17 protein-coding genes are annotated in these 20,382 nt (G+C 67.5%); 12 read left to right on the top strand and 5 right to left on the bottom strand.

Annotated elements, in window-relative coordinates; genetic code table 11:
* Positions 1–4: 4 nt before the first annotated feature.
* On the bottom strand, positions 5–1,321 hold the full coding sequence (locus tag V5F59_RS15630; RefSeq protein WP_393976130.1) for an amidase family protein: 1,317 nt from the start codon (positions 1,319–1,321) through the stop codon (positions 5–7).
* A gap of 317 nt (positions 1,322–1,638) precedes the next feature.
* Between V5F59_RS15630 and V5F59_RS15625 the strand changes: the two genes are divergently transcribed.
* The 11 genes from V5F59_RS15625 to V5F59_RS15575 all read left to right on the top strand — a co-directional run bounded on the left by V5F59_RS15625 (position 1,639) and on the right by V5F59_RS15575 (position 15,885).
* Positions 1,639–2,010, top strand: a complete 372-nt coding sequence (locus tag V5F59_RS15625) for a hypothetical protein (RefSeq protein ID WP_393976129.1) — start codon at positions 1,639–1,641, stop codon at positions 2,008–2,010.
* Between the two features lie 88 nt (positions 2,011–2,098).
* Positions 2,099–2,737 (top strand): maleylacetoacetate isomerase, encoded by a 639-nt coding sequence (gene maiA / locus V5F59_RS15620; protein WP_393976128.1) that lies wholly within the window; start codon positions 2,099–2,101, stop codon positions 2,735–2,737.
* Between the two features lie 75 nt (positions 2,738–2,812).
* A complete protein-coding gene (locus V5F59_RS15615) occupies positions 2,813–3,421 on the top strand; it encodes a TRAP transporter small permease subunit (RefSeq protein ID WP_393977038.1) in 609 nt (202 codons plus the stop codon).
* A 49-nt stretch (positions 3,422–3,470) separates the two neighbouring features.
* On the top strand, positions 3,471–5,360 hold the full coding sequence (locus tag V5F59_RS15610; protein ID WP_393976127.1) for a TRAP transporter large permease: 1,890 nt from the start codon (positions 3,471–3,473) through the stop codon (positions 5,358–5,360).
* Positions 5,361–5,474: 114 nt separating this feature from the next.
* Positions 5,475–6,563: a TRAP transporter substrate-binding protein gene (locus tag V5F59_RS15605; protein ID WP_393976126.1), complete on the top strand. Its 1,089-nt coding sequence runs from the start codon at positions 5,475–5,477 to the stop codon at positions 6,561–6,563.
* Positions 6,564–6,653: 90 nt separating this feature from the next.
* Positions 6,654–9,035, top strand: coding sequence for a xanthine dehydrogenase family protein molybdopterin-binding subunit (locus V5F59_RS15600; RefSeq protein ID WP_393976125.1), 2,382 nt, complete (start codon positions 6,654–6,656; stop codon positions 9,033–9,035).
* On the top strand, positions 9,032–9,853 hold the full coding sequence (locus tag V5F59_RS15595) for an FAD binding domain-containing protein (protein ID WP_393976124.1): 822 nt from the start codon (positions 9,032–9,034) through the stop codon (positions 9,851–9,853). The genes V5F59_RS15600 and V5F59_RS15595 overlap by 4 nt, the downstream gene beginning before the upstream one ends.
* Entirely contained in the window at positions 9,854–10,978 is a 1,125-nt protein-coding gene (locus tag V5F59_RS15590) for a 2Fe-2S iron-sulfur cluster-binding protein (protein WP_393976123.1), read from the top strand. It abuts the gene before it with no gap.
* Positions 10,979–11,058: 80 nt separating this feature from the next.
* Positions 11,059–13,935 (top strand): FAD-dependent oxidoreductase, encoded by a 2,877-nt coding sequence (locus V5F59_RS15585; RefSeq protein WP_393976122.1) that lies wholly within the window; start codon positions 11,059–11,061, stop codon positions 13,933–13,935.
* A 10-nt stretch (positions 13,936–13,945) separates the two neighbouring features.
* Positions 13,946–14,467 (top strand): aromatic-ring-hydroxylating dioxygenase subunit beta, encoded by a 522-nt coding sequence (locus tag V5F59_RS15580; RefSeq protein ID WP_393976121.1) that lies wholly within the window; start codon positions 13,946–13,948, stop codon positions 14,465–14,467.
* Positions 14,467–15,885: an amidase family protein gene (locus tag V5F59_RS15575; protein WP_509211105.1), complete on the top strand. Its 1,419-nt coding sequence runs from the start codon at positions 14,467–14,469 to the stop codon at positions 15,883–15,885. Before V5F59_RS15580 ends, V5F59_RS15575 begins: the two co-directional genes overlap by 1 nt.
* Before the next feature lie 76 nt (positions 15,886–15,961).
* Here V5F59_RS15575 and V5F59_RS15570 read toward each other — a convergent pair whose 3' ends face one another.
* Genes V5F59_RS15570 through V5F59_RS15560 form a run of 3 tightly spaced genes read right to left on the bottom strand, consistent with a single transcriptional unit; the run spans position 15,962 to position 18,500 of the window.
* Positions 15,962–16,741 (bottom strand): ABC transporter permease subunit, encoded by a 780-nt coding sequence (locus V5F59_RS15570; RefSeq protein WP_509211104.1) that lies wholly within the window; start codon positions 16,739–16,741, stop codon positions 15,962–15,964.
* 9 nt (positions 16,742–16,750) lie between these two features.
* Positions 16,751–17,524: an ABC transporter ATP-binding protein gene (locus V5F59_RS15565; protein WP_393976118.1), complete on the bottom strand. Its 774-nt coding sequence runs from the start codon at positions 17,522–17,524 to the stop codon at positions 16,751–16,753.
* 1 nt (position 17,525) lies between these two features.
* Positions 17,526–18,500, bottom strand: a complete 975-nt coding sequence (locus tag V5F59_RS15560; protein ID WP_393976117.1) for an ABC transporter substrate-binding protein — start codon at positions 18,498–18,500, stop codon at positions 17,526–17,528.
* Between the two features lie 489 nt (positions 18,501–18,989).
* Here V5F59_RS15560 and V5F59_RS15555 point away from each other — a divergent pair, with 489 nt between their 5' ends.
* On the top strand, positions 18,990–19,475 hold the full coding sequence (locus tag V5F59_RS15555; protein ID WP_393976116.1) for a MarR family winged helix-turn-helix transcriptional regulator: 486 nt from the start codon (positions 18,990–18,992) through the stop codon (positions 19,473–19,475).
* Here V5F59_RS15555 and V5F59_RS15550 read toward each other — a convergent pair.
* On the bottom strand, positions 19,438–20,358 hold the full coding sequence (locus V5F59_RS15550) for a hydrogen peroxide-inducible genes activator (protein WP_393976115.1): 921 nt from the start codon (positions 20,356–20,358) through the stop codon (positions 19,438–19,440). The genes V5F59_RS15555 and V5F59_RS15550 overlap by 38 nt on opposite strands.
* Positions 20,359–20,382: the final 24 nt, after the last annotated feature.

The raw sequence follows: 20,382 nt of genomic DNA, 5'->3' as shown, positions 1-20,382 counted from the left end.
AGGATCATGCATCCTGCCCCAGCACCTCGGCCAGGGCGCAGCCGATGGCGAGAAGGCGCGCGTCGCCGCCCTCGGCGCAGCTCAGGAGCAGGCTGGCGGGGAGTGCCCCGGGCCCGCGTTCCAGCGGCAGGGCAAGGCCGGGCATGCGCAGGAAGCTGCCAAGCATGGTGTTGCGCAAGGTGCGCAGGTTCACCCTGGCGAACAGCGCGGGATCGGTGATGAGGGGTGCCAATTCCGGCGCCAGATGAGGGACTGTGGGGAAGAGCAGCATGGCATCGCCGATGTCTGCGACAAGGTCGTCGCAAAGCCGCGCGCGGGTAGAAAGCAATGCGCGATAGGCGTCCTCCGGCATGCGGGCGGCCAGTTCCAGGCGTGCGCGCACGTTCGGATCGATGCGGGCGAGCCGCTCCGGAGCCTTGAGGAGGTCGGCATGGACCCGCGCCGCCTCGGCGCCGACCAGCGGCCCGTGCGCCATCATGGCGGCGTGGGCGGCATCGAGGGCGGCGACCGGGCGAAACGCGACGGGGATGCCGAGGTTCCGCAGCCGGGTGAGTGCCCTGGCGAAGGCGATCTCGACGTCGGGGGCGAGGTCCTGCGTCACGAGGCCCTGGGGAATTATGAAGCGCGCGCCCGCGAGGTTCGTCGCGGGCGCAGCGGCTGTCCTTGCGAGTACGCCATCCACCACCGCGATATCCTCCACGTGGTGGGCCAGGAGACCGATGGTGTCGAGGGAGGGGGCGAGGGGGAAGGTGCCGTCGAGCGGGTAGCGCTGCGGGGAGGGCTTGAAGCCGACGAGGCCGCAGAAGGCCGCCGGCACCCGCACGGAGCCGGACGTGTCCGTGCCGATGGCCACATGGCAGGCGCCGCGCGCCACCGCTACCGCCGCGCCGCTGGACGATCCTCCCGGCACGTGCCCGCAGACCCGCGGATTGTCCGGCGTCCCGAAATGCGGGTTCCAGCCGAGGACGGAGAAGGCGAACTCCGTGAGGTTGGTCTTGCCGACGCATATTGCTCCCGCGCGGCAGAGGGCCGCCACCAGCGGTGCATCGGCGCGCGCCGGCGCATCGCCTGCATGCAGGGGCGAGCCGGCCGTGGTGGTCTCTCCGGCGCAATCGATCAGGTCCTTGTAGCTGACGCAGATGCCGTCGAGTGGGCTGGTCGGTTCACCTGCCGCGTAGCGTTCCGCGCTCGCTGCAGCCTCCGCGAGCGCCCGCGCTGGTGTCAGGGTGATGAAGGCGTCCGGCGCATCGCGCGCCGCGGCGAGGCAGGCTTCGACCGCGGCCAGGGGAGAGAATGCGCCGCAACCGAAGCTCCCGGTCAATGCCGCAATGCGTGGTGGATGTGGCTCCGGGGACCGGGAAATGGCGGCGCTCACTGTCTTCTGCCTCATGCTGCTGTGCGAGAGCGGGGGCGATGCTAGGCCATCTATTTAATCAGTATACATCTGTTTATGTGCACGAGAAGGCGCCACGATGGAGCGGAATATGCGCTTAAAATAGCCATTATGCTCTTCAATGCAGCATTTTTAGCGAAAGCTGACCCAGCGCATTGACGGCAACAATAATCAGTGTACATCTTTATTCGAGTCCGCCGCAGGCGGCTCTCACACTGTCCACGGACTACCGGGGGGAGGCCAGCATGGCGCAGGAGCCGCTCGCGACGAAGGGCAACTACCTTCACATTTACGATTTCACCATTCATCCGGGTGTGGAAGACGCGTTCATCCGCGAGTTCGAGGCGTTCGACTACTCGGATGGAAACCCCATGCACAAGTCGTGGGCTCAGGTGAAGGACGGTGTTCTTCTTCGTGACGAGGAAGATCCGCTGCGTTTCTACCTGATCGCGGAGTGGAAGGACATCGAGGAACACGCGCGTATTCGCCGGATCCTCGCGGAGGAGATCAAGCCGTCATTCATCCGGCACATCGCGGGTGGCAAGTTCGTCCCGCGCTACGCCAAGGTTGTTTCGAGCACGCCCGAGGAAATCCTGAACAAGGCGGCTGGCGCCTGACCGGCGGAGGGGCGGTGCGCGGCGCCGTCCCCTCCTGCGGCAAGACAGATTGCGTACCAAGACAAACAAGCTCTTCCAGAGTGCGCAGATGGAACTGTTCGGTTTTTTCAGGTCGTCCGCGTCCTATCGCGTGCGCATCGCGCTGGCTTTCAAGGGGCTCGCCTTTGAGCCGCACTATGTGAGCCTGCCGAAGATGGAGCACAAGGCGGACGCTTTTCTCCGGCTCAACCCGGAGGGGCTTGTCCCCGCGCTGGTGGACGCGGGGCGGGTGTTTACCCAGTCTCTCGCCATCATGGAGTATCTGGAGGAAACGCGGCCCGATCCGCCTTTCCTTCCCGAGGCGCCGGAGGCCCGTGCCTATGTGCGCGCCGTCAGCCAGATCATCTGTTGCGACATTCATCCGCTGAACAATGTGCGGGTGCTGAAGTATCTCGACACGCGGCTCGGCCAGTCCGAGGCGGACCGCAGCGCCTGGTATGCCCACTGGATCGCGGAAGGCTTCCGCAGCATCGAGGGCGTGCTGGCGGCGAGGGGGGTGTCGGGGCGCTTCGTTCTCGGTGATGCGCCTGGCATGGCAGATATCTGCCTCGTGCCGCAAGTGTTCAACGCCCATCGGTTCAATTGCCATCTGGCAGAATACCCGATGGCAATGCGGATATACGAAAACTGCATGGCGATCGAATGCTTTGAATCTGCGCATCCAAAATATCAGGCGGACGCATTTTAGTTTAGAAAAGTTCTTTTTATATCTCCAGTGTCCGTGGGGCCCGGTTGTCCGGCTCTGATCATGGGGAGTGTCGGCGTGAAGACTATTCTTGGTGTCGCCTTTGCGATCGACCGTCTGAATGCCCTTGTCGGACGGATTGCCTGCTGGGCGATCTTCGTGGCCATTCTCGTTTCCGCGGCCAATGCTGTGGTGCGCAAGCTGTTCGGCGTCTCATCGAACGCGTGGCTGGAGCTGCAATGGTATCTGTTCGGCGCGGTCTTCATGCTGTGCGCGCCCTGGACGCTTCAGCTCAACGAGCATATCCGCATCGACATCGTGGCGAGCAAGTTCTCGCGGCGCGTCACGAATATCATTGAAATATTCTGCATCATCTTCTTCCTCGGCGTCTTCTGCGCTCTGATGGTGTGGCTCTCCATTCCCTTCGTCATGAATTCCCTCTCCTCGTCGGAGATGTCGACCAATGCCGGCGGGCTGATTTTGTGGCCGGCCAAGGCGCTGATCCTCCTCGGCTTCGGCCTCATCCTACTGCAGGGCGCCTCCGAATTGATCAAGCGCGTGGCGATCATGCGCGGAGACCTTCAGGAGAGCGCCGCCACCGATCTCCACGAGGCGGAGGCGGAGCGCATCCTGCATGAGCTCGCGGCAGTGGACCCGCGCATTTCCGAAGGCGGGATGAAGCCGTGAGCGCCCGCAGTCTTCCCCTCATTCCAGTGCGTCGCGGGGTCGTATTTCGATGATCGCCTTCATCGCCCAGAACCTTGCCCCCATCATGTTCGCGACCCTCGTCGTGTTCATGCTACTCGGCTATCCGGTGGCCTTCGCCCTGGCCGCAAACGGATTGCTCTTCTTCTTCATCGCGGTGGAATTATCGCCGTATGCGCCGGAGACCATCACGCTCTCCTGGCCCCTGCTCCAGGCGCTGCCGGAGCGCGTATTCGGCACCATGTCCAACGAAGTGCTGCTGGCCATTCCCTTCTTCACCTTCATGGGCCTCGTCCTTGAACGTTCGGGCATGGCGGAAGACCTTCTGGAAACCATCGGCCAGCTGTTCGGCACGGTCAGGGGCGGCCTTGCCTATGCGGTGATCTTCGTGGGTGCGCTGCTGGCGGCGACCACCGGCGTGGTCGCGGCCTCCGTCATCTCCATGGGCCTCATCTCCTTGCCGATCATGCTGCGCTATGGCTACGACCGGCGGCTTGCCTCGGGCGTCATCGCGGCCTCCGGCACGCTGGCGCAGATCATCCCGCCGTCCCTCGTGCTCATCGTCATGGCCGATCAGCTCGGTCGCTCGGTGGGCGACATGTATGAGGGGGCCTTCGTGCCCGGCCTCGTGCTGTCCGGCCTTTATGCGTTGTTCGTCTTCCTGGTGACGCTGGTCGCCCCAAAGGCGGCCCCCGGCCTGCCGCCGGAGGCCCTCACCTGCCGCGAGCCTTCGGGACGGCGCGGCGTGTGGCAGCTGGGCGTGCTGCTGGCGTATTCCGCAGCGGTCGCAACGATGGTGATGGGCGAGCAGGAGGTGAAGCCGGGGGCGGATTACGTCATCCTGGCCATCTGTGTCGCCACCGTGGTGGCCCTGGTCTCGACCCTGCTCAATCGCTTTCTTGGCGCGCGGCGCCTTGCGCTCTCGGCTCTCCTCACGGTTGCGGTTGCGCTCGGCTATGTGGCGGCGCGCCAGAGCGGCCACGGTGCGCTGAGCCTGCTCGCCGATCTCGTTGGAGCCGGCGCCGTCTATGCTTTCGCCGTGGCGGCGGTGGAGCGTGCGACAGGCCTGCGCCTTGTCTCGCGCATGGCGGAACAGGTCACGTTCGTGATGGTGCCGCCGCTGCTGCTCATCTTCCTGGTGCTGGGCACCATCTTCCTCGGCGTCGCGACGCCGACGGAAGGCGGTGCCATGGGTGCGGTGGGCGCCATGGTGCTGGCGGCCATCAAGCGGCGGCTGGAGCGCAATCCCGCACGCTTCTCCCTCTCCATCCTCACCCAGGCGACGCAGACCACGGCCAAGCTCTCGGCCTTCGCCATCTTCATCGTGGTGGGCGCGCGGGTGTTCTCGCTCACCTTCTACGGCATCAACGGGCATCTGTGGGTGGAGCATCTGCTCACCAGCCTGCCGGGCGGGCAGGTGGGATTCCTGCTCTTCATCAACGCGCTGATTTTCCTCCTCGCCTTCTTTCTCGATTTCTTCGAGCTCGCCTTCATCATCGTCCCGCTCATCGGTCCTGCGGCGGAGAAGCTGGGCATTGATCTCATTTGGCTGGGGGTGATGCTGGGCGTGAACATGCAGACGTCCTTCATGCATCCGCCGTTCGGCTTCGCTCTGTTCTACCTGCGTTCCGTGGCCCCGAAGGTGCCCTATCTCGACAAGGTGACGGGGCGGCGCATGGAGCCCATCACCTCGGCCCAGATCTATTGGGGCGCCATACCCTTCGTGGTGATCCAGCTCGTCATGGTGGGGCTCATCATCCTCTTCCCGCAGATGGTGATGCACTACAAGAGCGCCGCCGGGACCAGCGATCCCGCCGCGGCCCAGCGTCAGCTCGATGGCCTCGACGGGCCAGGCGGCCTGCCGGACCTGCCGGCCATGCCGGGGCTCGGCGACCTTCCGAAGCCGGGGGCAGGCCTGTGATGCGCGCCTGCCTCTCGCGTCGCCGCGCCCTTCCCATTTCCGCAGCACGGTCATCCGCACAGTCCCGGGTTCTTCCCCCGGGTTGCTCCAGCCAAGAACCAAAAGGGGAATAGGATGAAGCGACGTACATTTCTCACCCAGCTCGCGGCTGGAGGCGCCGCATCGGTGGTCGCCGCGCCGGCGCTCGCCCAGGGCCTGCCCTCGGTGAAGTGGCGGATGGCCACCAGCTGGCCGAAGAGCCTCGAGACCATTTACGGTTCGGCCGCGGCCATGTGCCAGCGCATCGGCGAGCTGACCGAAGGCAAGTTCGAGGTGATGCCGTTCGCCGGCGGCGAGATCGTAGGCGCCACGCAGGTATTCGACGCCACCAAGAACAAGACCGTGGAGTGCTCCCACACCCTCACCGCCTTCTTCACCGGCAAGAACCCGGCCTATGCCTTCGACGGCGGCATCGCCTTCGGCACCAATGCCCGCCAGCAGAACGCCTGGTACTATTACGGCGGCGGCAAGGCGCTGATCCAGGAACTGTTCGGCAAGGAGAACATGGTCTCCTTCCCCTGTGGCAATACCGGCGTGCAGATGGGCGGCTGGTATCGCAAGGAGATCAAGGGGCTCGAGGACCTCCAGGGTCTCAAGATGCGCATCGCCGGCCTCGGCGGGCGCATCCTCTCCAAGCTTGGAGTGGTGCCGCAGCAGATTCCGCCCGGCGACATCTATCCCTCCCTGGAGCGCGGCACCATCGACGCGGCCGAATGGATCGGCCCTTACGATGACGAGAAACTCGGCTTCAACAAGGTGGCGAAATATTACTACACTCCCGGCTGGTGGGAGGGCAGCGCCCAGATCACCACCCTCGCCAACAAGGAGGCGTGGGATGCGCTGCCGCCGTTCTATAAGGCGGCCTTCGAGACCGCGGCCACCGAGCAGAACCTGATGATGCTCGCCAGTTACGACACCAGGAACCCGGAGGCCCTGCGCCGCCTGCTCGGCGCGGGCGTGGAGCTGCGCGCATTCCCGCAGCCGGTGATGGAGGCGGTGTACAAGGCCACCACGGAGACCTTCGCGGAGATCGCGGCATCCAATCCGGACTTCAGGAAGATCTACGAGCCGTGGAAGACCTTCCTGAACGAATCCAACGCCTGGATGCGCGTGGCCGACTACCGGCTCGACACCTTCCGCTTCGCTGCGCCCAAATGGCCCTGAGCGAACTGCGGTTCTAGGCTGACACGCACGCATATGGGGCGGCGTCCGCGCCGCTCCAGCAAGAGCCAGGGGCAAAAGGCAGGGAAGTCCATGTCCGCACAGCACGGCACCGTTGAAGGCGAGGGAATCGGCGCGCGTGTCCGCCGCAAGGAGGATGCGCGCCACCTGATGGGGCGGGGTCGCTTCGCCGGCGACATCCGCATGCCCGGCATGTGCGACGTAGCCTTCCTGCGCAGCCCCGTCGCCCACGCGCGCATCACCGCCGTGACCAAGCCACAGGGGCAGGAGGAGCGGGTGTTCACCGTCGCCGATGCCGCGGGGATCGGCGACATCGTCACCCGCTCCACCATTCCCGGCTACAAGCTCTCCGCCTGGCCGCCCCTGGCGCGGGAGAAGGTGCGCTATGTGGGGGACATCGTCGCCATGGCCTATGCGCCCACCCGCGCCGAAGCGGAGGACCTCTGCGAGGCGACGCTGTTCGACTATGAGGAGCTGCCCGCCATCGTCGATTGCGACAGCGGCCGCGCGGCTGGCGCGGCGCTGCTGCACGAGGCGTGGGGCGACAACCTCTTTCTCGAAACCAGCTTTGATACCGGTGGCATGGAGGAGGTGGCGCGCACCGCGCCCATCAAGGTGGAGAAGCGCTTCCGCACCGGCCGCCAGTGCATGCACCCCATGGAGGGCAAGGGCCTCGTCGCCTGGTGGGATTTCCAGGCGAACATGCTGGTGGTCCACACCTCCACCCAGGTGCCGCACATGATCCGCGCCGGCCTTGCCGAGACGCTGGGCCTGCCCGCCGGCCAGATCCGCATCGCCCCGCCGGACGTGGGCGGGGGCTTCGGCTACAAGTGTCTGATGCAGCCAGAGGAAATCCTCGTGGCGTGGCTGGCGATGACGCTGAAGCGCCCGTTCCGTTGGATCGAGGACCGGCGCGAGCACCTGACCGCCGGCGCCAATGCCCGGGAGCATGAATATGTCATCACCGCCTATGCGGATGAATGTGGCAAGCTGCTGGGCCTCGACGCGGAAGTGAGCGTCAATGTGGGCGCCTATTCGGTGTGGCCCTTCACCGCCTGCCTTGAGGCGGCGCAGGCCGGCGGCAACTTGCCGGGGCCGTATGTCTGGCCGGTCTATCGCTGCAAGACCTATTCGGTGGCCACCAACAAGCCGCCGTTCGCCCCCTATCGCGGCGTGGCGCGGCCGGGCGTGTGCTTCGCTATGGAACTGACCATCGACGCCATCGCCGCCGCCGTGGGGCGGGAGGCGGTGGACGTGCGGGCGGAGAACCTCGTGCCCGCTGCGGCCATGCCCTACACCAATATTACGAAGAAGTTCTACGACAGCGGCGACTATCCCCAATCCCTCGCCATGGCGAGGGAGATGATCGGCTTCGAGGCCGTGCGGGCGCGGCAGGCGGCGGGGGAGGCGGACGGGCGGCTGATCGGCGTCGGCTTCTCCACCTATACGGAGCAGTCCGCCCACGGCACCAAGGTCTTCGCTTCCTGGGGCACGCCACTGGTGCCGGGCTACGAGCAGGCCACCATCCGCATCAATCCGGATGGCAGCGCCGATGTGCGCGCCGGCATCCACACCATCGGCCAGGGCCTGGAGACGACGCTGGCGCAGGTGGCGAGCGAGATCCTCACCCTTCCCGTATCGCAGATCCACGTCATCCTGGGCGACACCGCGACCACGCCCTTCTCTACCGGCGCCTATGCCTCGCGCGGCATCGTCATGGCGGGCGGGGCGGTGTCCCGCACGGCACAGAAGCTGGCGGAGAAGGTGAAGGCGCTGGCCGCGCACCTGTTGCAATGCGCGCCCTCCGATATCCGCTTCGACAAGGGCGTGATCCACGGCCTCAACGGATCCACCACCTTCGCCGAGGTGGCCCGCGCCTGGTACACGACGCCGGAAGTCCTGCCGGACGATGTGGACACCGGCGGCCTCGAGGTGACTGACGGCTACAAGCCGCAGGTGGATACGGGCCTGTTTTCCTATGCCACCCACGCGGTGGTGGTGGCCGTGGACCCGAGGACGGGTGCCACCGAGATTCTCGACTATGTGGTGGTGGAAGACTGCGGACGCATGGTGAACCCCATGATCGTGGAGGGCCAGGCCTATGGCGGCGTGGCCCAGGGCATCGGCACGGCGCTGTTCGAGGAAAGCACCTATGACCGGGAGGGCCAGCCGCTGGCGTCCACCCTGGTCGATTATCTGCTCCCCGGCCCCACGGAGCTGCCCAGGGTGCGCATCGCCCATACCGAGACGCTCTCGCCCTTCTCGGCCCATGGCATCAAGGGCGTGGGGGAGGGTGGAGCCATCGCGCCTGCGGGGGGCGTGGTGAATGCGATCAACGACGCCCTGAGGGGCCTCGGCGCTGTGCTGTGCGAAATCCCGGCAACGCCCGAACGCGTGCTTGCGGCGCTCGCCGATGCCAGGGGACGGGACGCCAACGGGCGGAGCGCCGCATGAAGCCCGCCGCCTTCGATCTCTCCTTCGCCGGAAGCCTCGACGAGGCCCTCGGCGCGATCGCCGGCTCGGATGGGGCAAAGCCGGTCTCCGGCGGTTGCTCCCTCGGCCCCATGCTGAACCTACGCCTGGCGCGGCCCTCGGCGCTCGTGGATCTGCGCCGGGTTTCCGAGCTGCGCGCGCTGAACCGCAGCGCGACCTTCCTGGAGATCGGCGCCGGCTGGACCCATGCCGAGTTCGAGGATGGCGTGGTGCCGGACGTGTCGGCAGGGCTCATGCGCCGTGTGGCGCACGGCATCGCCTATCGCGCGGTGCGCAACCGCGGCACCATCGGCGGCAGCCTCGCCCATGCGGATCCGGCGGCCGACTGGATTTCCACCATGGCCGTGCTCGATGCGCGCCTGACGCTGCGCGGGCCGGCCGGGATGCGCGAGGTGGCCATGGGCGATTTCATGATCGCCGCCTACACCACCGTTCTCGCGCCGGACGAACTGCTCACTGCCGTGCGCGTGCCGGTGCTCTCGGGCAGCGCGAAAGTCGGCTACCACAAGATCTGCCGCAAGACCGGCGAGTTCGCCCAGGCCATCGGCGCCGTGGTGCTGGATGGCGGGAGCGGCCTTGCCAGGGTGGTGGCAGGAGCGGTGGAAGCGCCGCCGCTGGTGCTGGCTGGCGCAGGTGCCGCCCTTGCCGCGGGCGATCCGGCGGGGGCCCTGGTCGTTGCCAATGCGGAAATCGACACGGCACTCGCCGGCCTTCCGGAGGCCTTCCGGGCCATCCACAAGGTGGCGGTGGAACGCGCCTTCAGCGATGCGGGGATCTGAATGAACGCCATCACCCTCACCGTGAACGGCGAGCGCGTCAGCGCGCTGGTGGAGCCGCGCACGCACCTCGCGGATTTCCTGCGCGAGCACCTTTCGCTCACCGGCACGCATCTGGGCTGCGAGCAGGGGGTATGCGGGGCCTGCACCGTGTTCATCGACGGCAAGCCGCAGCGGTCCTGCATTGCCTCCGTCGCCGCCTGCGACGGGGCCGAGGTGCGCACCATCGAAGGCTTCGACGCCGACCCGGTGATGGCAGAGCTGCGCGAGGCGTTTTCCGAGCACCACGCCCTTCAGTGCGGCTTCTGCACGCCGGGCATGCTCATCTCCTCGCGGGATATCGTGACGCGCCTCGGCGCCTGCTCCGAGCGGACGGTCCGCGAGGAATTGAGCGGCAATCTCTGCCGTTGCACAGGCTATGTGGGCATCGTGAATGCGGTGTGCGCGGTCTCCGCCGGCAAGGTGCCGGTGGCGGCGCAGGCGGCGGAGACTGTGGTCGTGTCCGAAGTTGCGCTGACGCCCGCGCCGATGGCGGCCAAGGCCTCGGCTCCGCCCGCAGCTTCTGTTGCGGCCGGCCTCGGTGGAGGCGGCAGCGAGATCCGCCAGAGCGTCCATATGGATGCGTCGCCGGCCGCCGTCTGGCCTGCCTTGAAGGACATGGACCTTCTGGCCCGCTGCCTGCCGGGCGCCGAGATCGTCTCGTTCGACGGCAAGCGGTTGGACGGCCGCATGGTGGTGACCTTCGGCCCCATCAAGGCTTCGTTCGGCGGCGAGGCGGAGGTGAGCTTTGATGATGCCGTCCATGCCGGCCTGGTCACGGGCTCGGGCAAGGACCGGGGCTCCGGCTCGCAGGCGAAGGGCGAGATCGTGTTCGCGTTGCATCCGAGAGCGGGCGGCACCGATCTCGACGTCACGCTGCGCTACCGCATCACCGGGCCGCTCGCCCAGTTCTCGCGGGGGGCGCTGGTGCAGAACCTGGTGGGGCACCTTGCCGGTGTATTCGCCGGAAACCTCGCGGCGGCCCTGGCGGGGAAGGAGCCGGCGGCCAAGGCAGCGGAGCTCAGCGCCCTCAGCCTGCTGGTCGCGACCTTGCGCGGAGCCCTGCGCCGGCTGTTCGTCAGGGCCTGAGCGCGGGCGCCCAAGGTGTTTCTGGTGTTGCGTATAATAGATAGTATACTGATTAAAATTGAACCTGTAAGGGAGCGGGAATGGCCTGGCGGAAGGTGGCTCGGTTGGACGCGCTGCGCGATGGCGGCGTTGTCGGCGTGGAGGTGGACGGCACGCCGGTCGCCTTGTTCCGCATTGGCGGCGAGGTGCATGCGACCCACGGGATTTGCACGCATGCGCTGGCTTTTCTCAAGGATGGTCATGTGGAGGACGGCACCATCGAGTGCCCCCTCCACCAGGGCGTTTTCGACATCCGCACCGGCAAGGCCCTCTGCGCGCCCTTGACAAGGGACCTCGCCACCTATGCCGCGAAGGTGGAGGGTGGGGAGGTCTTCATCGATCTCGATATGAGCAGTATACATCTTGAATTGGACTCGGATTCAGCTGAGCCTGCGGGTGCGGAGCCGGCGCCGCCGACAGCGATGCGGGGGGCGCCTGCGCTTGTTGTGGCAGGCGCCGGGCAGGCGGCGGCCGCCGCCATCCGCGCGGCGCGCGGGGCGGGATTTGCCGGCGCCATCCATCTGGTGGGTGCCGAGCCGCATCTTCCCTATGAGCGGCCGCCGCTGTCCAAGGAGATCCTCTCCGGCAGCTTCGATTTCGCCTCCGCCGCGCGGCTCTCGGCCGAAGAGGCCGATGCGCTTGAGGTCTTGCTCCATCTCGGCGTGCGGGTCGAGGCGGTGGACGCTGCCGCTCAGGTGGTGACCCTGTCCGACGGCAGCACGCTTTCCTATGGCGCCCTGCTCCTCGCCACCGGCGGCGCAGCCCGGCGGCTCGCAGTGCCGGGGGGAGACCTTCCCGGTGTTCACCACCTGCGCACGATCGAGGATGCGCGGGCCGTTGCAGGGGCGCTCGCCGGGGCGCGCCGGGTTCTGGTGGTGGGCGGCGGCTTCATCGGGCTGGAGCTCGCCTCCGCAGCCCGCGCCCGCGGTGTCGAGGTGGTGTTGCTGGAGCGTGAAGCCGAGCTCATGGCGCGCCTGCTGCCGCCCGCGCTCGGCGCCGTCTTCCGCCGTGTGGCGGAGAAGGCTGGCGTCGAGGTACGGCGTGGCATCGGCGTCGAGGCCATCAACCAGGTCGAGGGGGGCCTCGCCGTGGCCACCACCGCCGGGCCGATCACCGTGGATGCGGTTCTGGTGGGCGTTGGCCTTGTGCCGGAGACGTCGCTGGCCGGGCAGGCGGGCTGTGCGGTGGAGGGCGGCATCGTGGTTGATGCCGCCGGCCGCACCAGCGTGCCGGGCATCTACGCCGCCGGAGACTGCGCGCTCCATCATGCGCTTCTCCGCGGCCGACGTCGCCGCCTGGAAAGCTGGCAGAATGCGGAGGAGCAGGGCGCCGCCGCGGGGCGCGCCATCGCCGGTGATACTGAGATCCCGGCGGAAAAGGCGCCCTGGTTCTGGACCGACCAGTTTGGCCTCAACATCCAGATGACGGGCACGCCCGACGCCACCGATACGGTGGTGGCGGCGGGGCCGGACGCTGCCTCCGGGGCTGTGTATCGCACGCTGGATGCAGCGACGGGCCGGGTCACGGCGGTGATCGCCTTCGATGATCCGGCCGCCATCCGCGCCGGCCGCGCCGAGCTTTACGATCCCACCCCCTTCGACGCCGCCGCCGTGGGCGCGCGCCTGGTGGGCAGCGAAGCAACAAGCCCAGAGGAGGACGACATGAGCGCGAGCCCCGACGTCCAGTTCGCGAAGAAATATGTGTGGCCCACGGAAGGCCTCTCGGTCATTCCGGACTGGGTCTATACGGACGAGGCCATCTACCAGCGGGAGGTGGAGAACATCTTTCACGGCCGCACCTGGAACTTCGTCGCGCTCGAATGCGAGATCGAAAATCCCGGCGACTTCATCCGCTCCAACGTGGGGCCCACGCCTGTGGTGGTCGCCCGGGCCGAGGATGGCTCCATCCACGTGTTCGAGAACCGCTGCGCCCACCGCGCCGCCGAGTTCTGCCGGGACCTGTCGGGCAACGCCAAGGAGTTCGTCTGCCCCTATCACCAATGGTCCTACGACCTGAAGGGCAACCTCGTGGGCGTGCCGTTCCGCCGGGGGGTGGACGGCAAGGGCGGCATGCCGAAGGACTTCAAGCCGGCCGAGCATGGCCTGAGGCAGCTTGCCGTCACCACCCATCGCGGCGTGGTCTTCGCCTCGTATGCGGAGGAGATGGAGAGCTTCCCCGACTATCTGGGGCCGGAAGTGCTGCGCGAGTTCGAGGCCACGTTCGACGGGCGCAAGCCCAAGCTGCTCGGCCATTATCGCCACAGCCTGCCGGGCAACTGGAAGCTCTACCACGAGAACCTGAAGGACCCCTATCACGCCACCCTGCTGCACACCTTCCTGGTCACGTTCGGCCTGCTGGTGGCGGGCAACAAGTCGCTGATGCTGGCGGATCCCTCCGGCCGCCACGGGGTGATGGCCTCCGCCAAGTCGGATGCTGTCGTTTCCGAGGATAAGAAGAAGGAGATGCGGGCCTACAAGGAGGGCATGACTCTCGAGGAGCCGCGCTTTATGGACTTCATCGACGAGTTCGACAGCCCCTGGTCCGTCACCATGGCGACCATCTGGCCGAACCTCATCGTGCAGCGGGAGATGAACACGCTGGGCATCCGCCACATCGTGCCCAACGGGCCCAACGAATTCATCATGAAATGGACCATGTTCGGCTTCGAGGGCGACGACGAGGAGATGACCCGCCATCGCCTGCGCCAGGGCAATCTCATGGGCCCGGCCGGATTCCTGGGCCTTGAGGACAACGAGGCCATCAAGTTCGTGCAGGACGGCATGCTCGGCATCCCCGGCGGCGAGCATCTGGTGAAGCTCGATCCCGATACCGAGGCAGGCACCGCCGACACCCTCATTTCGGAAGCGGCGATCCGCGCCATGTACCGCCACTGGCGCGATGCCATGGGCATTGCCTGAGGAGGCCCCGATGCTGAGCACATCCAACGCGCCGGCGCCGAGCCGGGAGGACCTCATCTCCGCTTTGCTGCTCAAGGCGGAGGTGGAGGCCTTCAACGCGGCCTATTGCAGCGCCCTCGACGAGCAGCGCCTGATGGACTGGGCGGGGCTGTTCACGCCGGACGGTTTCTACACCATCGTCTCGCGCGAGAATTTCGACCGCAGGCTTCCGGTGGGCCTCATCTATTGCGAGAACCGGGGCATGATCCGCGACCGGGCGTTCGCCCTGGAGAAGACCGCCATGTTCGCGCCGCGCTATCTGCGGCACATGGTGAGCAACCTGACGGTTGCCGAGGAGGCGGATGGCATCATCTCAGCCGCGGCCCACTACGTGGTGTTCCAGGTGCTGTTCGACCGGCCGGATGCCACCATCCACCAGGTAGGGCGCTACATGGATCGCTTCCGGCGCACGGAGGACGGGCTGAGGCTGGCCTCGCGCACCTGCGTGTACGACAGCCTGCTCATCGACAACGCCCTGTGCATTCCGGTGTGATGATGGCGGCTGAAACGTCTGCCGTCGCGCAGCTCGCGGCGGCCCATGCGTCGGGCGCGCGCCGGGTTGCCGACACGGTGGCCGAGGCGCTGTCCCGCGCCCGCGCCATCGCCCCGCTCAATGCCTTCGCCGCCCTCGACGAGGTGGGCGCGATGGCTGCCGCCGCCGTGCTGGATGCGCGCATCGGGGCGGGGGAGGAGGTGGGGCCCCTCGCGGGGGTGCCGGTGAGCGTGAAGGACATTCTGGACAGCGCGGGATTGCCCACCCGCTGGGGTTCCCTGCTGTTCGCCGACGCCCCGCCCGCACAGGCGGACATCGCGGCCGTGGGGCGGCTGAAGGCGGCTGGGGCCGTGGTGATCGGGAAGACGACCACCACCGAGTTCGCCCATTCGCCCCTCGGGGCCTCACCCCTCACCGGCCTGACCCTCAATCCGTTCGATGCTGCGCTCACCTGCGGGGGCTCCTCCTCCGGCGCCGGCACGAGCGTCGCCATGGGCGTGACGCCGGTGACGCTGGCCACTGACGCGGGCTGCTCCACGCGCCTGCCTGCGGCCGCGACGGGCCTCTACGGGTTCAAGCCCACCCTCAGCCTGGTGCCGCACGAGCGGGTGCCGGACGGCTTCGGCAGCTTCATCCATCTTGGCCTTCTGGCCCGCTCCGTCGCGGACATCGCCGCCACGCTGCCGGTGGTGGCGGGGCCGATGCCGGCCGATCCCTGGAGCCTCAAGGGGCCGTCCGGGCCCGCGCCCGCCGGGTCGCCCCTGGCCGGGCGCAAGGTCCTGCTGTGGCTCACCACCGGCAACCGCATGGTGGCGGGGGAGGTGGAAGCCGCGACCCGCCATGCCGCTGGCATCCTGGAGGCGTTGGGCGCGAGCGTGCGGGTGGAGGCCTATGGCTTCGCCCACCCCGATCCCATCTGGTCCACCCTGCAGCAGAGCAATTGGGCGCTGCGTTTCGCTGCGACGCCCGATGCGGCTCTCGCGCGCCTCTCGCCGACGCTCCGCGCGGGCATCGCGGCGGCGCGGGGCTTCAGCGCGCTCGACCTCCTCAGGGCCCAGGTGGCGCGCACGCAGCTGTTCCGGCAGGTGCAAGGCGTGCTGGGGGAGGTGGATTTCATCCTCACCCCCTGCGTCTCGGCCCCGCTGGTGGGCGCGGACTTCGATCTTGCCGGCCCGCTGGCGGTGGACGGGAAGGAGACGGGGCCGCTGCGCTCCGAATGGACGTCGGCGCTCTCGCTCTTCGACCTCACCGGACATCCGGCCATCGCCATGCCGGTCGGCCTTGCGCAGAATGGCGGCCCGCTGGGCGTGCAGCTCGTGGCGAGATGGGGCGCGGACCATCATCTGCTGGCGGCCGCCGCGGCTTTCGGGGCGACATTGCCGGCGCCCGTCTGCCCCGGAGCGTTCGGCGCACTGTGAGACGGATGGGCGCCATGCCCGGCCCCGGTCTTCCGCCGGTGCCGGATGGGCCCGCGCGTGCGCCGGCGGGCCTTCGTCAGTGCCCGCCCGCCTGCCGCCTGCGCCAGGGCAGGGCCCGGCGCTCGGCCGCGTCGATGAGCGCGATCAGCCCCACTCCCATCACCGCAAGGATGAGAATGGCGGCGAACACGCGCGGTGTGTCGAACATGCCCTGCGCGGTCAGGATGACGTAGCCGAGCCCCTTCTGCGCCGACACGAACTCGCCGACGATCGCTCCCACCAGCGCCAGCGACATGGTGACCTTCAGCCCCGCGAAGATGTGGGGCAAGGCGCAATAGAGCTTGATGCGCAGCAGCACCTTCAGCCGGGAGCCGCGGAGCGCCCGGGCGAGGTCCAGCGTGTCCGCCGGCACGGACCGCAGGCCCAGCGCGGTGTCCACCACGATCGCGAACACCGCCACCAGAAAGGAAATGGCGATCTTCGGTTCCGCGCCCGTGCCGAACCAGATGATGAAGAGCGGCGCCACCGCCACCTTCGGCACGCTGTTGAGGGCGATGAAGAGCGGGAAGAGCAGGCGGTCGAGCAGCGGCCACTCGACGATGAGGATGGCGAACAGGATGCCGAACACCGCCGCGCAGGCGAAGCCCGACAGGGTGATGAGGGCGGTGAAGGCGGTCTGCTGGGCGAACCAGAGGGGCGCCGCCGCAATGTCCGCCAGCACCAGGGAGGGAGGCGGCACGAGGATCGGCGATACACCGACCACGCGCACCACCGCTTCCCAGAGAATGAATACGGAAAGGGCCCCGGCCAGCGGCGTGCCCCAGCCCCTGAGGGCGGATGAGAGCTTGTCCATCATGCTGTCCGCTCAGTCGTGAATGAGGCCCATGGTTTCGAACAGGTGCCGGAAGTGGCGGGTGTAGCTGAGGAATTCCGGCGCCTCCTTCACCGCGAGGCGGCGTTCGTCGGGCAGGTCCAGCGCCACGTTCTCCACGATGCGCCCGGGCCGCGGGGAGAACACCACGATGCGGCTCGACAGGAACACCGCCTCCGAGATGGAATGGGTGACGAACACCGTAGTCATGCGCCGCCGGAGCCACAGGTGGTGCAGGTCCACATTCAGCTGGTCGCGGGTGAGCGCATCGAGGGCGCCGAAGGGCTCATCCATGAGCAGGAGGCGCGGCTCCATGAGCAGCGACCGGCAGATGGCCGCCCGCTGGCGCATGCCGCCGGACAGGGCTGCCGGATAGGCATGGGCGAAGTCCTTCAGCCCCACCATCTGCAGCAGCTCCTGCGCCTTCCGGACATAGTCGCCCTTGCGCCTGCCGCCGAAATCGGCCGGCAGGAGCACGTTTTCGAGGATGTCGAACCATTCCAGCAGGGCGTCCCGCTGGAAGGCGATGCCGAGGGCCTCGGGCGGGCCGAGGATGGGCCGTCCCTCCAGGGCGAGGGATCCCGTGGTCGCCGTCTCGAGGCCGGCGAGGCAACGCAGGAACGTGCTCTTCCCGCAGCCGGAAGGACCGAGCAGGCTGACGAATTCGCCTTCGCCGATCTCCAGGCCGATCTCGTCGAGGGCCAGCACCCCCGATGGCCCGCCAAACCTCTTGCTGACACCCTGCGCGGAAATGAAGGGGGCGGGCACCTTACTTGCCGCCCGCCGCGACACGGGCCACCAGCACCGGGTCGATGAGGTCGTCGGTGAAGTAGGCTTTGGCGTCCTGCCCCTGCGGGATGAGCCCGCCCGCGGCGAGGGTGGCGAGCGCCTGCGTCCAGTCGGCCACGGCCATCATTCCCATAGGCTGGCCCTTGGTGGCGGGCGTGGAGACGTAGCCCTTCAGCGTCTCGATCTGCGCGCGCAGGATGGCCGGGTTCAGCTTCGCCTGCGGCCGCGCCTCCATGATGGCTGCCACGGCTTCGTCCTCGTGCCCGGCCAGGATGTAGGTCCACATGCCGGCGACGATGGACGAGAAGGTCTTCAGCGCGGCGCCCTTGGCGGCGATGCTCTTCTCGGTGGCGAAGAGGCCGAAGCTCGGGAAGGCGAGGCCATGATCGGCGAAGCGGATCACGTTGGACGGCCGCTTTTCGCTCACCACCGGCAGGATGAAGGGGACGGTGGAGAAGACACCGTCCGCGCGGCCCATCATGTAGGTGCCGCCCTTGGCCGCGGCATCCACGGCGATGAGCTCCACGTCGCTGCGCGTGAGGCCGCCCGCGGCGAGGAAGCGGTCGAGAAACGGCGCCTCCAGCGAGCCCGCGGTGAAGGCCAGCGTCTTGCCCTTGAGGTCGGCCGGCCTGGCGATGCCGCTGTCCCTGGGCACCAGCAGGCCGATGTCGTTCTGCCGGATGAAGCCGGCGATGGCCTTGACGGGCAGGCCCTTGGCGCGGGCGATGGCCATGGGGGCGAGGGAGGCATGGCCCACGTCGAACTCGCTGCCGTTGCCGACGATCTGGACGGTGGCGACCGAGCCATTGCCGTCCACGAGTTCCACGTCGAGGCTGTTCGCGGCGAAGACGCCTCTCTTGGCTGCGAGGTGGAAGGGGGCCTGGTTGCCCCAGGGGGCCCAGTCCAGTCGAACGCGGATGGTCTCGGCGGCAGAGGCCGACGAAATGATCAGCATACAGCTTATAATTGATGCAAGCAGCTTGGGGGCAGACCGAGCGAGCATCTCTGGATGTCCTTCTTTTTTGGTAGTTCTGAACTGGTGGGGAGCTCCGAAAAGGGCGTATCTGCCAGGATACAATGTGGTACACTGCATGAAGCGTGCCTCAGTGCGCAGTCGCGAGGCAAGCGGAATCCACCGTTCGCAGCTGTCCTTTCGTGCGGCGCTTGTGCGCGGCGCCCGGGACATGCTCCGATGCCGATCAGGATTGCGCCGTGCGGCTTGCCTGCCGGGCGGACGGCGCTTCGGGGAATGAGGGAAGGTGCGGACTTGAGGGTGACGAAAACCGGCGGTCTGAAGGATGCACATCCGGCGCAGGAGGAATCCGGAGCCCGGAAACGGACCGTCCGCGCAAGAAAGCCGGCGGCTCCTCCTTCCGCCGCCGTCGCCCCGGAGCCGCCGGCCCCCGCAGGGTCCGGGGATGCCCTGTCGGCAGCCCAGCCGGCCATGCCCCTGTGGGAGCGGCCGGGCTATCTGGTGCGGCGGCTGCACCAGATCCACTCCGCCCTCTTTCTGGAGGAGTGCAAGGAGTTCAACATCACGCCGGTGCAGTACGGGCTGATGACCACGCTGCTGAAGCACGCGGGCAGCGACCAGCGCACCCTCGGCGTGGAGGTGGGCATCGACCGCACCAATGTGGCAGACGTTCTGGAGCGCCTTTCCGAGCGCGGCCTGGTGCGCCGCGAGCGTTCCGAGCGCGACCGGCGCTCCATGAACGTTTATCTCACGGAGGAGGGCCGGACGCTGGTGGAGAAGATGTATGCCAGCATGGTGAAGGCGCAGCAGCGCCTGCTCGATCCGCTCGACCCGGAGTATCGCTCCGCCTTCCTCGCCATGCTCACCCAGCTGGTGGAGGGCAACAACCAGTACAGCCGTGCCGAGCTGAAGGCCGACTTCAAGACCCGCAAGCGCGCGCGGCGCAACGAGGAGTGACCGCGACCCCGCGGACCATCTCGGCGATATGCTCGAACTGGCCCGCCAGGGGGGTGGTCTTTCGCCAGACCATGCCGATCGTCCGCGACGGGCGCGGATGGGCCAGCTGCGCGACGGATACGGATGCCGAGCGCGTCTCGATGGAAACGGCCATCTGCGGGATGAGGGTGACGCCGATGCCGGCGCCAACCATCTGCACCAGCGTCGTCAGCGAGCTGCCCTCCATCAGGTCACGCGGGAGGCTCGACGACATCTTGCAGAACGACAGGGCCTGCTCGCGGAAGCAATGCCCCTCCTCGAGCAGGAGCAGCCTCATCTCGCGCAGCATCTCCGGGTTCGGCACCGGCTTTTCCGCATCCTCCACCGGGCGCACCAGGACGAATTCCTCCTCGAACAGGGCATATTCGTTCAGGGAGGGCTCGGAAATCGGCAGGGCGACGATGGCCGTGTCGAGCCGGCCTTCCGCCAGGTCTTCTACCAGCCTCTGCGTCACCGCCTCGCGGGGGCGCAGGTCCAGGGCCGGAAGATGCTCGGTGAGGCGCTTGATCACCGCTGGCAGCAGATAGGGCGCGACGGTGGGGATGACGCCGATCCGCAGCCGGCCGGCGAGCGCGCTGTGTGAGGAGCGGGCGAGGTCATCCAGCTCATCCACCGCGCGGAGAATGCCGCGCACCCGCAGCGCGAACTGCTCGCCGAGGCTTGTCAGGCGGATCTGCCGCGTGCCCCGTTCCACCAGTGGCGCTCCGAGGATGTCCTCCAGCTCCTTCACCTGCAGGGACAGGGCCGGCTGCGAGATGGAACAGGCCTCGGCGGCGCGGCCGAAATGACCATGCAGGGCCAGCGCTTCAAAATAGCGAAGCTGCTTCATGGTGATACCGTTCATAAGTTAAACATATCGTTCTGATTA

It is taken from the genome of Xanthobacter nonsaccharivorans, from assembly GCF_043194755.2.
Taxonomy (GTDB): Bacteria; Pseudomonadota; Alphaproteobacteria; order Rhizobiales; family Xanthobacteraceae; genus Xanthobacter; species Xanthobacter autotrophicus_G.
Note: the sequence above shows the minus strand (reverse complement) of the source record. Positions and strands in the feature narration are given on the sequence as shown.

Bases quoted from the DNA above. Each gene is read 5' to 3' on its own strand.
- V5F59_RS15575 (WP_509211105.1), top strand. From the start codon at position 14,467: ATGATGGCGGCTGAAACGTCTGCCGTCGCGCAGCTCGCGGCGGCCCAT.
- V5F59_RS15625 (WP_393976129.1), top strand. From the start codon at position 1,639: ATGGCGCAGGAGCCGCTCGCGACGAAGGGCAACTACCTTCACATTTAC.
- V5F59_RS15555 (WP_393976116.1), top strand. From the start codon at position 18,990: ATGCCCCTGTGGGAGCGGCCGGGCTATCTGGTGCGGCGGCTGCACCAG.
- V5F59_RS15600 (WP_393976125.1), top strand. From the start codon at position 6,654: ATGTCCGCACAGCACGGCACCGTTGAAGGCGAGGGAATCGGCGCGCGT.
- V5F59_RS15570 (WP_509211104.1), bottom strand. From the start codon at position 16,741: ATGATGGACAAGCTCTCATCCGCCCTCAGGGGCTGGGGCACGCCGCTG.
- V5F59_RS15550 (WP_393976115.1), bottom strand. From the start codon at position 20,358: ATGAACGGTATCACCATGAAGCAGCTTCGCTATTTTGAAGCGCTGGCC.
- V5F59_RS15585 (WP_393976122.1), top strand. From the start codon at position 11,059: ATGGCCTGGCGGAAGGTGGCTCGGTTGGACGCGCTGCGCGATGGCGGC.
- V5F59_RS15595 (WP_393976124.1), top strand. From the start codon at position 9,032: ATGAAGCCCGCCGCCTTCGATCTCTCCTTCGCCGGAAGCCTCGACGAG.
- maiA (WP_393976128.1), top strand. From the start codon at position 2,099: ATGGAACTGTTCGGTTTTTTCAGGTCGTCCGCGTCCTATCGCGTGCGC.
- V5F59_RS15605 (WP_393976126.1), top strand. From the start codon at position 5,475: ATGAAGCGACGTACATTTCTCACCCAGCTCGCGGCTGGAGGCGCCGCA.
- V5F59_RS15590 (WP_393976123.1), top strand. From the start codon at position 9,854: ATGAACGCCATCACCCTCACCGTGAACGGCGAGCGCGTCAGCGCGCTG.
- V5F59_RS15560 (WP_393976117.1), bottom strand. From the start codon at position 18,500: ATGCTGATCATTTCGTCGGCCTCTGCCGCCGAGACCATCCGCGTTCGA.
- V5F59_RS15580 (WP_393976121.1), top strand. From the start codon at position 13,946: ATGCTGAGCACATCCAACGCGCCGGCGCCGAGCCGGGAGGACCTCATC.
- V5F59_RS15610 (WP_393976127.1), top strand. From the start codon at position 3,471: ATGATCGCCTTCATCGCCCAGAACCTTGCCCCCATCATGTTCGCGACC.